13 protein-coding genes and 1 pseudogene are annotated in these 15,195 nt (G+C 73.1%); 5 read left to right on the top strand and 9 right to left on the bottom strand.

Annotation, left to right across the window (positions count from 1 at the left end; genetic code table 11):
• Together BJF77_RS05410 and BJF77_RS05405 are read left to right on the top strand one after the other, a co-directional pair.
• Positions 1-293 (top strand): annotated as a pseudogene (locus tag BJF77_RS05410) (DUF4162 domain-containing protein); the annotation flags it as partial.
• Positions 290-1,093: an ABC transporter permease gene (locus tag BJF77_RS05405; RefSeq protein WP_075871512.1), complete on the top strand. Its 804-nt coding sequence runs from the start codon at positions 290-292 to the stop codon at positions 1,091-1,093. The pseudogene BJF77_RS05410 and the gene BJF77_RS05405, both read left to right, overlap by 4 nt.
• A 40-nt stretch (positions 1,094-1,133) precedes the next feature.
• Here BJF77_RS05405 and BJF77_RS05400 read toward each other — a convergent pair whose 3' ends face one another.
• Genes BJF77_RS05400 through BJF77_RS05385 form a run of 4 tightly spaced genes read right to left on the bottom strand, consistent with a single transcriptional unit; the run spans position 1,134 to position 5,967 of the window.
• A complete protein-coding gene (locus BJF77_RS05400; RefSeq protein ID WP_047803562.1) occupies positions 1,134-2,150 on the bottom strand; it encodes a magnesium and cobalt transport protein CorA in 1,017 nt (338 codons plus the stop codon).
• A gap of 55 nt (positions 2,151-2,205) precedes the next feature.
• Positions 2,206-3,105, bottom strand: a complete 900-nt coding sequence (locus tag BJF77_RS05395) for a sugar ABC transporter permease (protein ID WP_075871511.1) — start codon at positions 3,103-3,105, stop codon at positions 2,206-2,208.
• 1 nt (position 3,106) lies between these two features.
• On the bottom strand, positions 3,107-4,738 hold the full coding sequence (locus BJF77_RS05390; protein WP_075871510.1) for an ABC transporter permease subunit: 1,632 nt from the start codon (positions 4,736-4,738) through the stop codon (positions 3,107-3,109).
• A complete protein-coding gene (locus BJF77_RS05385) occupies positions 4,735-5,967 on the bottom strand; it encodes a maltose ABC transporter substrate-binding protein (protein WP_047803565.1) in 1,233 nt (410 codons plus the stop codon). The genes BJF77_RS05390 and BJF77_RS05385 overlap by 4 nt, the downstream gene beginning before the upstream one ends.
• Positions 5,968-6,206: 239 nt before the next feature.
• Here BJF77_RS05385 and BJF77_RS05380 point away from each other — a divergent pair, with 239 nt between their 5' ends.
• Both BJF77_RS05380 and BJF77_RS05375 read left to right on the top strand, forming a co-directional pair.
• A complete protein-coding gene (locus BJF77_RS05380) occupies positions 6,207-7,934 on the top strand; it encodes an alpha-amylase family glycosyl hydrolase (protein ID WP_083664979.1) in 1,728 nt (575 codons plus the stop codon).
• Positions 7,895-8,959: a LacI family DNA-binding transcriptional regulator gene (locus tag BJF77_RS05375; protein WP_075871508.1), complete on the top strand. Its 1,065-nt coding sequence runs from the start codon at positions 7,895-7,897 to the stop codon at positions 8,957-8,959. Before BJF77_RS05380 ends, BJF77_RS05375 begins: the two co-directional genes overlap by 40 nt.
• A gap of 74 nt (positions 8,960-9,033) precedes the next feature.
• On the opposite strand, the gene BJF77_RS05370 is transcribed toward BJF77_RS05375, so the two are convergent.
• The 5 genes from BJF77_RS05370 to BJF77_RS05350 form a co-directional block, all read right to left on the bottom strand.
• Positions 9,034-10,596, bottom strand: a complete 1,563-nt coding sequence (locus BJF77_RS05370; RefSeq protein ID WP_075871507.1) for a molybdopterin-dependent oxidoreductase — start codon at positions 10,594-10,596, stop codon at positions 9,034-9,036.
• A 12-nt stretch (positions 10,597-10,608) separates the two neighbouring features.
• Positions 10,609-11,634, bottom strand: coding sequence for an ArsA family ATPase (locus BJF77_RS05365; protein WP_075871506.1), 1,026 nt, complete (start codon positions 11,632-11,634; stop codon positions 10,609-10,611).
• Positions 11,625-11,900, bottom strand: a complete 276-nt coding sequence (locus tag BJF77_RS05360) for a cory-CC-star protein (protein WP_047803570.1) — start codon at positions 11,898-11,900, stop codon at positions 11,625-11,627. Before BJF77_RS05360 ends, BJF77_RS05365 begins: the two co-directional genes overlap by 10 nt.
• A gap of 4 nt (positions 11,901-11,904) precedes the next feature.
• Positions 11,905-13,611, bottom strand: coding sequence for a carbon starvation protein A (locus tag BJF77_RS05355; protein WP_075871505.1), 1,707 nt, complete (start codon positions 13,609-13,611; stop codon positions 11,905-11,907).
• A gap of 65 nt (positions 13,612-13,676) precedes the next feature.
• Positions 13,677-14,474: a VOC family protein gene (locus tag BJF77_RS05350; protein WP_075871504.1), complete on the bottom strand. Its 798-nt coding sequence runs from the start codon at positions 14,472-14,474 to the stop codon at positions 13,677-13,679.
• Between the two features lie 211 nt (positions 14,475-14,685).
• On the opposite strand from BJF77_RS05350, the gene BJF77_RS05345 reads away from it, so the two are divergent.
• Positions 14,686-15,192, top strand: coding sequence for a glutathione peroxidase (locus tag BJF77_RS05345; RefSeq protein ID WP_075871503.1), 507 nt, complete (start codon positions 14,686-14,688; stop codon positions 15,190-15,192).
• The last annotated feature ends 3 nt before the right edge of the window (positions 15,193-15,195 follow it).

The following is a 15,195-nucleotide window of genomic DNA, read 5'->3' as shown; positions in this document are numbered from 1 at the left end:
CGGCGGGCGGCGGTGCCGCGGCGCCGCGCCGCCGGGCCGCCGCCGAGCGGAGCGGCGCGACCGGGGAGGGCACGCGCGTCGTCGTCGCCGTCGAGCACGGCGAGCGCGTGCTGCCGGGCCTGCTGCGCGAACTCGACCGCAGCGGCCACCCGGCGCGGACCGCGGAGCTGGCCCGCCCGACCCTCGACGACGTCTTCCTGCGGCTCACCGGCCGGAGCCTGCGCGAGCAGGACCCGAGCCCGTCCGAGGCCGGCCCGGCCGCCGAGGCCCCGAGCGTGGGAGCGGCCCCGTGACCACCGTCCCGCCTCCTCGCAAGGCGCCCGGCGCCCAGGCCCGCCCGGCCGGTGTGCTGCACGACTCCGTCAGCGTCTTCGTCCGCGAGCTGCGCCCGGTGGTCCGCGACCCCTTCAGCCTGGTGTTCTCGCTCGTGCAGCCGCTGATGTTCCTGGCCCTCTTCGGCCCGCTCCTGGGCGGGATGACCGGGCTGCCCCTCGACCAGGCCTTCCAGTGGTTCGTGCCGGGCATCGTGGTGATGATCGCGCTGTTCGGCACCGCCATGACCGGGTCGAACCTTCTGTTCGAGATCCAGTCCGGGGCGCACGAGCGGATGCTGGTGGCCCCGGTGTCCCGCTCGTCCCTCATGGTGGGGCGGGCGTGCAAGGAGATGGTGCCGCTGGTCCTGCAGGCCCTGGTGCTCTCCGGGGTGGCCGCGCTCGCCGGCTTCCGCCCGTCCCCGCCCGGCATGGTGGTGGGCCTGGCGATCCTCGCGGTCTTCGGGGTGGGGCTGGGCGCGCTGAGCTACGCCCTGGCCATCGTCTCGCGGAACCGGGACTGGATGTTCTGGACCGTGCAGCAGGGACTGCTGTTCCCGCTCATGCTGCTCTCCGGGATGCTCCTGCCCCTCGAGGCCGGCCCGCGCTGGATGCAGGCGCTCTCCCGGTTCAACCCGCTCACCTACATGGTCGACGCCGAGCGGGCCCTGTTCAACGGCCGGTTCGGCGACCCCTCCGTCGCGGCCGGCGCGCTCGCGGCGGCCGCACTGGCCGCCCTGGGGCTGGCCGTGGGGATCCGCGCGATGCGCCACAGCGTCTGAGACCCGGCGTCCGCACGCCGGGGCGCTCCCCCGGCGCCGCTCACAGCCACTTCTTCCACTTGAACACCCCGTAGAGCACCAGGCCCATGCCGAGCATGGCCAGCAGCGCGAACGGATAGCCCAGCGGCCACGCGAGCTCCGGCATGTGCTCGAAGTTCATCCCGTACACCGTGCCCACCAGGGTGGGGGCGAAGAGGATGGCCGCCCAGGAGGAGATCCGCTTGACCTCCTCGCTCTGCGCCAGGGCGGACTCGGTGAGCCGCTGCATCTCGTCGTTCTGCCGCTGCCCCACGAGGGTCGCGTGCACCGTGAGGGCGTTCTGCAGCAGCGCCCGGAACGAGTCGGCGCGGTCCGCGGCGCGGATGGCGTGGTCCTGCACGTCCCGCAGCCGGGTCTGCAGCTCCGCGTCCAGGCCGTACTTCTCGGAGCCGCGCTGCAGGGCGTCGAGCATGTGCACCAGCGGGTGCACGGCGCGCTGGAACTCGATCACCTCGCGGGAGAGCTCGTAGATGCGGCGGGAGACGTCCTGGTCCGCGGCGAAGATCTCGTCCTCGATCTCGTCGATGTCGTTCTCCAGCCCCGCGAGGACGGGCAGGTAGCGGTCGACCACCTCGTCGAGGATCCCGTACAGCACCGCCTGCGGGCCCATCCGCAGCAGCTCCGGCGAGGTCTCCAGCCGGTGGCGCACCGCGGCCAGGTCGGGGGACTCGGCGTGCCGGACGGTGACCACGAAGTCGGCGCCCACGAAGACGTGCAGCTCCCCGAACTCGACCTTCTCCACGTCGTCCAGGTACCGGGCCGGGCGCAGCACCACGAAGAGGGTGTCCCCGAAGCGCTCCAGCTTGGCGCGCTGGTGGCCCTTGAGGGCGTCCTCGACGGCGAGGGGGTGCAGGCCGAACTCCTGGGCCACGGACTGCACCTCGGCGGTCCCGGGGCGGTAGAGCCCGATCCACGCCATGCCGCCGCGGGCGCGCAGGGCCGCGTAGGTCTCGTCGAGGTCGCGCGGGCTGGAGGTCCGCACCCCGCTCACGTACACCGCGTTGTCCACCAGCGTCACCGCGCACCGCCTTCCGTCCGTCCCGGGTCCCGCCCCATCATGGCAGGACCCGGCGTCAGCCCTTCACCGCGCCGCCGGTCAGCCCGGAGACGATGTAGCGCTGCAGGAACAGGAACAGCACGACCACCGGGATCGCCGCCAGGATCGCCCCGGCGGTGAACACGCCCCAGTTCTCCCCGAACTGCACGGAGACGAACTGGTAGAGCCCCACGGCCAGCGTGTACTTCTCCGGGTCCTGCAGCACGATCTGGGCGAGCAGGAAGTCCGAGAAGGACGCGATGAAGGACAGCATCCCGACCACCACGAGGATGGGGGTGACCAGCGGCAGGATCATGGTCCAGTAGATCTGGGCGTGGGAGGCGCCGTCGAGCTCCGCGGCCTCGTCCAGGTCCTTGGGGATCGTGTTGAAGAAGCCGTACATGAGGAACGTGTTGGCCCCCAGCGCCCCGCCCAGGTAGACGGCCACCAGGCCCAGCCGGGAGTTCAGGCCCAGGACCGGGTAGACCTCGGAGATCGCGAACAGCAGCAGGAAGATCGCCACGAACGCCAGCAGCTGCGGGAACATCTGGATCACCAGCAGGGCCAGCAGCCCGCCCCGGCGGGAGCGGAAGCGGAAGCGGGAGAACGCGTAGGCCGCGGCCGCGCCCATCAGCACCGTGCCCGCGGCCGTGCTGACCGAGACGAACAGCGAGTTGCCGAACCAGGTCAGGTAGGGGTTCTGCGGGTCGCTGAGCAGGTCGGCGTAGTTGGCCCCCGTGAGGTCCGAGAACAGCTGGTTGGACCCCAGCAGGGACCCCGAGGCGGACAGCGACGCGGAGAAGGCGTAGACCAGCGGGAAGAGGGCGAAGACGCACGCGGCGATGGCGGCCAGGTGCTTCCACCCGCCGCGGGCGAAGCGCCGGCCCGCCGAGGGCCGCCGGCGCGGGGACGTGGTGGGAGTCGTGGGGGTGGACATGTCAGCTGATCTCCTCGAGAGCCTTGCTGCGGCGGAACGTCAGCGCGGAGACGACGGCCACCATGATGAAGATGAGGATGGACAGGGCCGAGGCCAGACCGTAGTCGTTGGTGCCGCCGGCGAACGCGATCTTGTAGACGAACGAGATGAGGATGTCCGTGGCGCCCACCCCGGTGGTGGACTCCAGGTCCTGCGGGCCGCCGCCGGTGAGCAGGTAGACCACGTTGAAGTTGTTGAAGTTCATGGCGAAGGACGCGATGAGCAGCGGGCCCACGGCCACCATGAGCATCGGCAGGGTGATCGAGCCGAACTGGCGCACCGGGCCGGCCCCGTCCATCTCGGCCGACTCGTAGAGCTCCCCGGGGATGGCCTGCAGGGCCCCGGTGGTCACGAGGAACATGTACGGGAAGCCCAGCCAGAGGTTGACCAGCAGCAGCGAGAGCTTGGCCAGCCAGGGGTTCTCCAGCCAGGGCACCCCCGTCCCGCCCAGCAGGACCTCGTTGACGAAGCCGAAGTCCGTGTTGAGCAGGCCCGCCCAGATGAGGATGGACAGGAACGCGGGGAAGGCGTAGGGCAGGAAGACGACGGCGCGGTAGACGTTGCGGAACCTCAGCCTCTCGTCGTTGAACAGGATCGCCAGCAGCAGGCCCAGGAAGAAGGTCAGCGCCACCGACAGGACGGCGAAGGCGAAGGTCCACAGGGTCACGGCGACGAACGGTCCGCCCAGGACGGCCGGGTCGAAGATCGCCCCGAAGTTGTCCAGGCCCACGAACACCCGCCAGCCGGGGCGCAGGACCTCGCCGTCGGGGCCGGCGAACGCGCCCTCGCCGTTGTCGGCGTAGACGGTGCCGTCCGCGGCGACCATCGCGTCGGCGGCCTCGTCGTAGGCGAGCGTGGGCTCGTAGGCGTAGGCGGTGCGGCCGTCGTCGGTGCGCAGCGCACCGTCCTCGGCCTGCCCGCTCACCGGGACCCGCAGCTCCCCGAGCTCGTCCTGGGCGCCGACGACCTCCGCGTAGGAGAGGACCTCGTAGCCGGGCGCCTCGACGACGCGCCCCTCCGTGACCGCGGCCCCCTCGAGGGGGGCCAGCGGCCGGTCCGCAGCACCCACGAGCACCCGGTCGTCCTGCACGGCGGCCAGCGCCAGCCCGTCCGGGCCCTCGAGCACCGTGACGGCGTACGCCTCGGAGCCCTCGACCCGCTGCTCGTACGTGGTGGTGAGCTGGGTGATCGCCGCGTCCTTGGTGGCGTTGTGCCCGTCCCCGTAGTTCGTGAACGCCGTGGCGGCGGTGTAGACCAGCACGAAGACCTGGAAGACCAGCAGGAAGACCAGCCCGGGGAACAGGTACTTGGCGGGCAGCAGCCTGCGGGCCGGCAGGAAGTACACGAGGTCGGCGGCGAGGAGGGCCGCGGCGAGGAACACCAGGATGCCCCAGCTGCCGGCGGCCCAGGCCGCCAGGATGCCGAAGAGGCCGAAGGCGTTGATCAGCGCCATCAGGACCAGCTTGACCACGAAGCCCGGGCCGAACCCCCGGGAGTGGGCGTGCCGGCGCTCGCGGGGGGCACCGGGCGCGGTGTCCCGGCCGGCCGTCCCGGAGGTGGCCGTCCCGTCCCGGGTGGTGGTGCTCGTGCTCATGAGATCTGTCCTTCGATGTTGTCGATCATGCGGTCCCACAGCTCCACGGGATCCCCGCGGCCGTCCACGACGGCGTTCTCGGTGGTGCCCCAGAAGCTCCACACGGCGCCCATCTCGGGAATGGCCGGCATGGGCAGGCCCGACTCGGCGATCCGCGCGTAGGCCGAGCGCAGCGGATCACCCTGCATCCGGTCCACGGCCACCTGGCTGGCCGGCGGCCGGCCCGTGCTCTCGTACAGGGCCGTCTGGGCCTCGGGGCGGGTGAGGTAGTTGGCGGCGAAGTCCTGGGCGGCGACCGGGTTGGCGGCGTGGGCGTTGACGAAGAACGCCTGGACGCCCACGAACGGGCGGGACTGCTCGTCCCCGGCCGGGGGCACGGGCAGGACGCTCACGTCCATCCCGGCGGCCTCGACGTCGGTCAGCTCCCACGGCCCGCCCAGATGGAAGGCGGACTCCCCGGTGAGGAAGGACTCCTTGGCGATGTCCGGGCTCATGGACGTGCGCAGGTCCCCGCTCCGCCCGAGGTCCTGCAGGTAGCGGGCGAAAGCGTGCCCGTCCGGGCCACCCATGGTGAGGGTGCCGGTGTACTCCCCCTCCTCGGTGCGCTCGAACACCTCGGCGCCGAAGGAGGTCTGCAGGGCGTACAGGTGGTAGGGATCCCCGGCCTCCGCGGACTGGCTGACCGTGAACGGGTACTCGATGCCCTGCTCGTCCATGAGCCGGTGGCCGACGGCCCGCAGCTCGTCGAAGCTCGCCGGGTCCTCGGTGGTGAGCTCGTTGTTGCGCAGCAGGGCCACGTTCTCGATCGCGTAGGGCACCCCGTAGCTGACGCCGTCGTAGACCACGGCGTCGCGGGCGTTCGCCGAGAAGTCCGCGGCGCGCTCGCCCAGCTCCACCGGGACCACCACGCCGTTGGAGGCCAGCTGGCCGAGGTTGTCGTGCGGGGAGACGATGATGTCCGGGGCCTGCCCCGTGGGCGCCTGGGAGATGAAGTTGGAGATCGCCTGCGCGTTGACCTCCCGCTGGACGAACTCCACCTCCACCCCGGAGTCCGCGGTGAAGTCCGCGGCGATCTCGCGCAGGGCCGGGATCTCGTCGTCGCCGGCCTGGATCCTGATGCTGCCGGGCCCGCCGGCCAGACCGGCGACTCCGGCCGTGGGCGCGGAGGAGCACCCTGCGAGCAGGAGCACGGCCGCGGCCGCGACGGCCGTCCGGGGGATGCGTTTCATGGTGGGGGTTCCTCGGGGTCGGGCGCGATCGGGGCGTCCGGTCGGCGGCGGGGCGGCGCGGGCCGGGAGCTGCCGGTCACCGGGGCTCCGGTGCGACGCCCGCACCGCGCTGAGTGAGACAGGTCACTACTGTAAGCGCTACCATTATCCCTGTCCACAGCGCTCGATCAGCCGATTGATCGGGGCGGAAGGCGTGCAAGCGTTTCCACAACGGCAGTCCTGTCCGTAAGATGCCGCACATGCTGACGACCTCCGGCACACTGCCGTCCCTGCGCCTCACCCCTCTCCACGACCGCGACCGGGAGCCGAGGTGGTGGCGCTCCTCGGTGATCTACCAGGTGTACCCGCGCTCCTTCCGGGACCTCGACGGGGACGGTCTCGGCGACCTCGCCGGCATCACCGCCGAGCTGGGGCAGCTGGCCGAGCTCGACATCGACGCCCTGTGGCTCTCGCCCTTCTACCCGTCCCCGCAGCGCGACGGCGGCTACGACGTGAGCGACTACTGCGACGTCGACCCCGCCCTCGGGACCCTGGCCGACTTCGACGCCCTGGTGGCCGCGGCGGACGAGCTGTCCGTGAAGGTGATCGTCGACCTGGTCCCCAACCACTGCTCCACCGAGCACGTGCTGTTCCAGCGGGCCCTCGCGGCGGGGCCGGGCAGCCCCGAGCGCGGCCTGTTCGTCTTCCGGGACGGCCGGGGACCGTCCGGGGAGCTGCCCCCGAACAACTGGCAGTCCCACTTCGGGGGCCCCGCCTGGACCCGGGTGACGGAGCCCGGCGGAGCCCCCGGCCAGTGGTACCTGCACCTGTTCGACTCCTCCCAGCCGGACTTCGACTGGGACAACGAGCAGGTCCGGCAGGAGTTCGAGCGGATCCTGCGCTTCTGGCTCGACCGTGGAGTGGCCGGCTTCCGGGTGGACGTGGCCCACGCGCTGATCAAGGCGAAGGGGCTGCCCGACTGGGGCGGGCGCGCCGACGGCGGCAGCGTCCCCGGCTACCCCTTCACCGACGCCCCGATGTTCGGCCAGCCGCAGATCCACGACATCTACCGCCGCTGGCGCGAGGTGCTGGCGGAGTACGACGGCGAGCGGATCCTCTGCGCCGAGGCCAGTGTGGAGCCGCTGACCCGACTGGCCGACTGGGTGCGCCCGGACCAGATGCACCAGACCTTCAACTTCTCCTACCTGGCCGCGCCCTGGGACGCGGCGGAGCTGCGGCGGATCATCACCTCCTCCCTCGAGGCGTTCGACGCCGTCGGGGCCCCCACCACCTGGGTGCTGTCCAACCACGACGTGGTGCGCCACGCGACCCGTCTCGGCCTGGGCGCGAACCCCGCCCGGCCCGGCGACGGCATCGGCCCCGAGGACGAGCAGCCGGACCACGTCCGCGGAGCCCGGCGGGCGGACGCCGCCTCCCTGCTCATGCTCGGGCTGCCGGGCGGCGTCTACCTGTACCAGGGGGAGGAGCTCGGGCTGCCGGACCACACGGGCCTGCCCGCCGAGGTCCGCCAGGACCCCACCTACCACCGCACCGGCGGGGCGCGGCTCGGCCGCGACGGCTGCCGGGTGCCGCTGCCGTGGACCCGCTCCGGCGCGTCTCTCGGCTACAGTGCCAACGGCAGGTCCTGGCTCCCGCAGCCCCCGGGCTGGGCGGAGCTCTCGCGCGAGGCGCAGCGGGAGGACCCGGCCTCCACGCTGTCCCTCTACCGCGCCGCCCTGGCGCTGCGGCGGGCGCACGGGCTCGGATCGGGCTCGCTCGCCTGGGTGGAGGACCTCGGCGGGCCGGGCTGCCTGGGCCTGGTCAACAACGACGTCCTGGTGCTGCTGAACACCGGTGACGCCGCGGTGGAGCTGCCGGACCTGCCGGTGCTGCTGCGCAGCCGTCCCGGGACGTCCGCGCCCCACGTCCTGAACCCGGAGGAGTGCATATGGCTGCAGACGGAGGACCACGGCACGACGGGTCCGTGAGCCCACCGCGGCTCCAGGACGTCGCCGCCAGGGCCGGGGTGTCCACGGCCACGGTCTCCCGCGCCCTCAGCGGCAAGGGCCACGTGTCCTCCCGGGCCCGGGCACGGGTGCAGCAGGCCGCCCACGAGCTGGGCTTCGTGGTGTCCTACCACGCCTCCAGCCTGGCCAGCGGGCGCAGCCGCAACATCGGGGTGGTGCTGCCCTACGTGGACCGGTGGTACTTCTCCACCGTGCTCGAGGGCGTGGCCGGGGCGCTCATGGAGGCCGGCTACGACCTGTCCCTCTACAACTTCGAGGGCGACCGCTACCGGGAGACGGTGCTGACCGACTTCCTGCTGCGCAAGCGGCTCGACGCCGCCGTGGCGATCTCCCTGCACCTGAACCCGGCCGAGACGCAGCAGCTGCTCGCCGCCGGGATCCCCGTGCTCGGGGTGGGCGGGCCCCTGGTGGGCGCGCCCACCATCAGCATCGACGACCACGACGTCGGGCGCCGTGCGACCGAGCACCTGATTGCGCTCGGCCACCGCCGGATCGCCCACCTCGGCGGCGCCGAGGAGTTCGGCAGCCACTTCCCCATGTCCAGCGACCGCCGCGCCGGCTGGGAGGGGGCCATGGCCGCCGCCGGGCTGGCGGTCGGCCCGGCCTGGTCGGTCGTCTCGGACTACACCTTCACCGACGCCTACCAGCGGGCCAAGAACCTGCTGGCGGACCCGGCCGACCGCCCCACCGCGATCTTCGCGGCCTCCGACGAGATGGCCGCCGGGGCGGTCCTGGCGGCGCGCGACCTCGGCCTGACCGTGCCCGGGGAGCTGTCCGTGATCGGCGTCGACGCCCACCCCATCGGGGAGGCCTTCGGCCTGACCACCATCGACCAGCACGCCCGGGAGCAGGGGGTGCACGCCGTCGAGCGGCTGCTGGAGCACCTGGCCGGGACGAACCACGAGCCGGTCCACGAGGTGCTCCCGGCGCACTTCGTGGTGCGCTCCTCCACCGGGCCGGTCCCCGGCTCCGCCGGTCGTTCCTGACCTCGGCCGGACAACGCCCCCGCCGGGCCCGCCCGGCGGGGGGGTGTTGTCCGGCGGGCGGCCGGCGGGGGCGGTCAGGCCACCGTGAACGTCCGCTCGTGCCACCCGGAGGCCCCGTCCGGGGCCGGCGGGGCCTGCTCGGCGGTCTGGACGGTCCCGTCCCGGTCCACCGCCCGCACCCGCGCGGTGTGCCGGCCGCCGGGCAGCTCGGTGCGCAGCACCCACTGCCGCCACGTGTCGTCGGAGGGCACCTCGCCCAGGTCGGCCTCCTGCCACGGGCCCTCGTCCACGCTGACCTGCACGGCGGCGATCCCGGTGTCCTGGGCCCAGGCCGTGCCGGCGAGGACGACCTCTCCGGCGTCCACGCGGCCCCCGTCCCGGGGCACCTCGATCCGGGAGGCGGTCTTGATCGGCCCGCGCGCCGACCAGCCGCGGGGGGTCCAGTAGCCCTCGTCGCGGTCGAAGCGGGTGACCTTCAGGTCCACCAGCCACTTGGTGGCGGACACGTAGCCGTAGAGCCCGGAGACGACCATGCGCACCGGGTAGCCGTGCTCGAACGGCAGCGGCTCCCCGTTCATGGTCACGGCCAACAGGGAGTCCCGGCCCGGGTCCAGCAGCGCCTCGAGCGGGGTCCCGGCGGTGAAGCCGTCCTGGGACGTCGAGAGCACCATGTCGGCGCCCGGCTGCACGCCGGCCTCGGCGAGCAGCTCCCGGATGGGCACGCCCGTCCACACCGCGTTGCCCACCAGGTCCCCGCCCACGGGGTTGGACACGCACGCCAGCGTCACGGCGCGCTCGAGCAGCGCCCGGCCGGTGAGGTCCTCGAAGCGCAGCGTCAGCTCCCGGTCGACCATGCCGTGGATCCGCAGCTCCCACTCGGCCACGTCGATCCGCGGGACGGCCAGGGCGGTGTCGATGCGGTAGAAGTCCTCGGCCGGGGTCAGCCACGGCTCCACCCCCTCGATCCCGAGGTCCGTGCCGGCGGGGATCGTCTCCCGCACCGCCGGGGCGGGGATCCGCAGCATCTCCCGCGCCGCGGGCACCCGGGAGGCCGCGGCGGAGGCCCAGCGCCCGGCCACCCCGGCGGCGGCACCCAGCACGGCCACGGCCGCGGAGACCCGGACGAAGCCCCGCCGGTCGAGGCCGCCCCGGGTGTCCTCCGGCGCCTCGGCCCGGCGGGTGAGCACCGTGAGGAACAGCGCCCCGGCGGCCGTGCCGACGACGACGGGGACCGCGTCCGCGACGCCCGCCCCGGCCCGGGTGAGCACCGCCAGCAGGCCGACGAGCCCCAGCACGCCGAGCAGCACGGAGCCCATCGGGCGGTTGGCGCGCTGGGCGGCCCCGAGACCGGCGCCGATCGCCACGAGGCCGGCGGCCATGACGAGCAGGAGCACAAGCTTGTCCGCGGTGCCGAACAGGGCGATCGCCGCGTCCTTCACGGGGGCGGGGACGGCGTCCACGATCACCCCGCCCACGGCGGTGAGCGGCGCGCCGACCGGCCCGGTGACCCAGGCCAGCAGCTCCGCCAGCCCCACGGCGAGGGCCGTCGCGGCGACACCGGCCAGGACCCACGGGCCGGCGCCGGCGGAGCGCCGTCGTTCCGGTCCGGCGTCCGTGCGGGGGGAGGTGGTGGTCATGGGCCCAGGGTCTCAGCCGGGCCTGTGCCCCGCCTGGGCGAGCGCCGCCGCGAACCGTTCGAGGGCCGGCTCGCCCACCACGTCCCCCGGCAGCAGCGGGACCTGCAGCAGCGGGAGGTCCGGCAGCGCCTCGCGCAGGGCGGCCACGTGCGTCTCCTCGAGGGCGCGGCGCTCGGCGAGGAAGGCCCCGGCGTCGGCCGGGGAGCGCTTGTTGACCACCAGCGCCCCCACGTGCACCCCGGCGCGGACCAGCTGCCCGTGCAGCTCGACCGTCTCCAGCACGGGCAGCCGCTCGGCGGCCAGCACGATCACGAAGGCGCAGCGCCGGGGATCCACCAGGACCTCGCGCAACGCCTCGAAGCGGGCGCGCCGGCGCAGCAGGATGCGCCGGATCTCGAGGTCGCGCTCCTCCCGGGGGTCCCGGGGGCGCTCGGTGCCCACGATGCTCTCGGCCGCCTCGTCCCGGTCCTCGAGCCCGCGCAGCGCGGCGCCGAACCGCTCCGCCCGGGCCCGGCGCCGCAGCAGGCCCTCGGTCCAGGCGGACATGATCTCCGGCAGGGCCATGAGGCGGGCGGTGTGCCCGGAGGGCGCGGTGTCGAAGACCACGAGGTCGTAGTCCTCCAGGCCCGTCTCCACCAGCTGGGCGACCCGCTCCAGGACCGCGGACTCGTGGGTGCCGGGCGAGTCGCGGGCGAGCCGCATGTGCTTGTCGACCTCCCCGGCGAGGTGCTCGGGCATGAGCCGGCGGACGGTGGCGCCCACGGCGGCGAGGTGGGCCTCGGTGGTGGCGAGCGGGTCCACCTCGATCCCGTCGAGGTGGCCGCCGCCGGGAACCCGGACCAGCGGGGTGATCCGGTCCCCCACCGGGCGCTCCCAGAGGTGGCCGAGGTTGTGGGCGGGGTCGGTCGAGACCACGAGCACCCTCCGGCCCGACCGGGCCTGGGCGAGGGCCGTGGCGGAGGCGACGGCGGTCTTGCCGACGCCGCCCTTGCCGCCCACGAACAGGACCCGGTGGGCCGCGGCGAGCTCTAGCAGCATGAGATGTGCTCCAGGGGCGAGCGCTCCATGCCCATCCGCCGGTGCCAGTCGTGGAACCGGTCGTAGACCACGGGGAGCAGCTCCACGGTGTAGTAGCTGGCGGGGTTGGGCACCCCGAGGGCCTCGGAGAGCACCAGCATCATGAACAGGTCCTCCTCGTCGCGCTGGGCGCGGGCGAAGGTCCGGCGGTAGGGGGCCGCGTAGAACTCGCGCAGGCCCGCCCCGAGGCGGGCCCGCGCGGTGCGCCACCGCTGCGGGAGCGTCACCGGCTCACAGGGAGCGGTCCCGCCCGGCCGCGCTGGGCAGCGGCTCCTCGTCGAGCTCCGGCGGATTCTTCCGGGCGTGGGACATCGCGATCGCGGACTCGAAGATCACCCACACGGCCGCGATCAGGATGACGATGTCGAGCACGAGCAGGAACCAGTTCTCCGCGGCCCAGAACTGCCCCAGCTGCACGATCAGCGCGTAGACGGACATCACGAGCAGGAACACCAGCGGCACCAGGACGGGCAGGACCGGGCGGCCCTTGCGCAGCAGGATCACCGCGATCATGGACAGCGTCAGGCCGGCCAGCAGCTGGTTCGAGGTCCCGAACAGCGGCCAGATGAGCATGCCGCCCGAGCCGTCCGCGCCGGCGCTGAAGGTCAGCCCCATGGCCACCGCGAGGACGATGAGGGTGGCGACCACCTTGCCGATGGTGACGCCCATGATGTGCCCGGCCTCCTGCACCACGAAGCGCTGCAGGCGGATGCCGGTGTCCATGGTCGTGGCCGCGAAGAGCACGGCCATCGTCGCGAGGATGGTCGCGCTCAGCGACGGGGGGATGCCGAGGCCGGAGTTCACGACCGAGGCGCCGCCCTGGACGAACGCGGCCACGCCGCCCTGGCCGAACGCGCTGTACACGGCCTCCCAGTCGGCGATCGTGCGGAAGCCGGCGGTCGTGGCGATGATCGCGCCCAGCGCCAGGAGGCCCTCGCCGACGGCGCCGAAGTAGCCGACGAAGCGGGCGTCCGTCTCCTTGTCCAGCTGCTTGGAGGACGTCCCCGAGGCCACGATGCCGTGGAACCCGGAGATCGCCCCGCACGCGATGGTCACGAACAGCAGCGGCACGATGCTCGGGGTGCCCGCGGGCACGGACTCGTTGAAGGCCGGGGCCACCACGGTTGGGGCGGAGATCAGCACCGCGCCGTAGAGGATGCCCAGGGCGATGAACAGCTGCAGGCCGTTGATGTAGTCGCGGGGCTGCAGGAGCATCCAGACGGGCAGCACGGACGCGATGCCCGCGTAGACGAAGAGCACCACGATCCAGAACGCGTTGGCCGGCAGGCCCAGGACCGTCTCCGGCAGGACCACCGGGAAGCGGTCGCCGAGCAGGATGAGGGCGTAGAGGGCCACGACGCCCACCACGGACACGACGGCGAGGTTCCACTTGTAGCGGTAGACCGCCTGGCCGATGAGCAGCGCCACGACGATGGCGCCCCACGTGGGGATCACCGCGGTGGGCGTGCCGACCAGCAGGTTGGAGATCACCACGGCGAACGCGGCGTTGACCATGAGCAGCACGAGGAAAATCACGACCAGGAACAGGTTCCGTCCCCGGTGGCCGATGTACTTCCCGGACAGCGACCCGATGGACCTGCCCTGGTGCCGGTTGGACGCCCACAGGGCGCCCAGGTCGTGGACGCCGGCGAAGAAGACGGTGCCGAGCGTCACCCAGAGGAAGGCGGGCACCCATCCCCAGATCACCGCGATGGCCGGGCCGACGATGGGCGCGGCACCGGCCACGGAGGTGAAGTGGTGGCCCCACAGCACGTACTTGTTGGTGGGGACGTAGTCGACGCCGTCGCCCAGCTCGTGGGCGGGGGTGACGAAGGAGTCCTGGAGCTTGTAGATCCGGCGGGCGACGAACTTCGAGTAGAGGAGGTACCCGAGGATCATCATGGCCACGCCGACGACGGCGAGGACGATGGAATTCATCTCGATCCCAATCTGTGCGGAGGCGGGGTGGATGTCTGCTGGGTCACAATCCTACCGCCGCCCCGTCACTCCTCCGGGACCGGGCCCTGTCCGGGTGCCATGAGCGCGAAGGACTCCCGGTCCGGGCCCGCCACCACCGCGAGCCGCCCGTAGGCGAAGTCGAAGGGCTCCTCCACGACCGATCCGCCGGCGGCTCGAACGCGGTCGGCGGCCGCGTCGACGCCCTCCACCTGGAAGCACACGGACCACGCCGAGGGCGCGTCCTGCGCGGCGGGGTCCGTCCCGCCGATCCCGCCCGCCGGGCGGTCCCCTCGCGGCACCGTGAAGGTGGCGTAGGGGACGCCGTCCCCGCTGGTCTCCTCGTAGTGGTAGCCGAACACCGCTGCGTAGAAGTCGCGGGCGGTGCGGTGGTCGGGCGTCGTGAGGTCGCACCACACCACGGCGCCGGGGACGTCGACGGCCTCGAAGCCGATGTGCTCACCGGACTGCCACATCCCGAAGACGGCTCCGGCGGGGTCCCGCCAGACGCCCATCCGGCCGAGCGGGCCGATGTCCGTGGGCCCCATCAGCTGCGTGCCCCCGGCGTCCAGGACCCGCTGCGCGCCCAGCTCGATCCGGTCCGCGGCGAGGTACACCTGCCACACGGGGGGCGCACCGGCCCGGTCCGGGTCCGCGGGGGACAGCCCGGCCACGCGGGCCCCGTCCACGAGGGCGTTGCAGTAGCCGCCGTGCTCGGGCCGCGGGTCGTCGTACTGCCAGCCGAGGACCTGCCGGTAGAACTCCTGCGTCCGGGCGAGGTCGGAGGCCACGAGGTCCGTCCAGCAGGGCGTTCCCGCAGGCCACGGTTCGGTGTGCTGCGTCATCACGGGCTCCTTCCGACACGGTCAGGGTACGCCGGGCCCCGCGCCCCCCGACCGCCCCGCCCGAGGATCGTTATCCACCCGTCCCCGTCCCTCCCCCCTCACTCCGAGGCGCGAGGTTGCGGACCTCGGGGCCGGGGTCCGGGGGTCCGCGGACGGGGTCAGGGGCATGATGGGAGCGGACCGTCGTCGCCGAACGCCCGGGAGGCCTCCCATGACCACGCTGCACGACTTCACCGCCACCACCCTGGACGGGCGCGATCAGCCGCTGTCCGCCTACGCCGGGAAGGTGGTGCTCGTGGTCAACACGGCGAGCCGGTGCGGGTTCACACCGCAGTACGAGGGCCTCGAGCAGCTGTGGCGCAACTTCAAGCAGGAGGGCTTCGTGGTGCTCGGCTTCCCCTGCGACCAGTTCGGCCACCAGGAACCGGGCACCGAGGAGGAGATCGCCGACTTCTGCAGCCGCAACTACGGCGTCACGTTCCCGATGTTCGCAAAGGTCGACGTCAACGGCCCCGGCGCCCACCCGCTGTGGGCCTGGCTGCGGGAAGAGCGCAACGGGGTCCTGGGCGACGCCATCAAGTGGAACTTCACCAAGTTCCTGGTGGGCCGGGACGGCCGGGTGCTCCGCCGCTTCGCCCCGCGGACCGCACCGGCCCAGCTGGCCGGCAGCATCGAGTCCGCCCTGGCCCACGACGAGGCGCCCGGCCGCGCCGGGTGAGCG

This window comes from Kocuria sp. CNJ-770, from assembly GCF_001942375.1.
GTDB lineage: Bacteria > Actinomycetota > Actinomycetes > Actinomycetales > Micrococcaceae > Kocuria > Kocuria oceani.
This window is presented reverse-complemented; position numbering and strand designations above follow the sequence as displayed.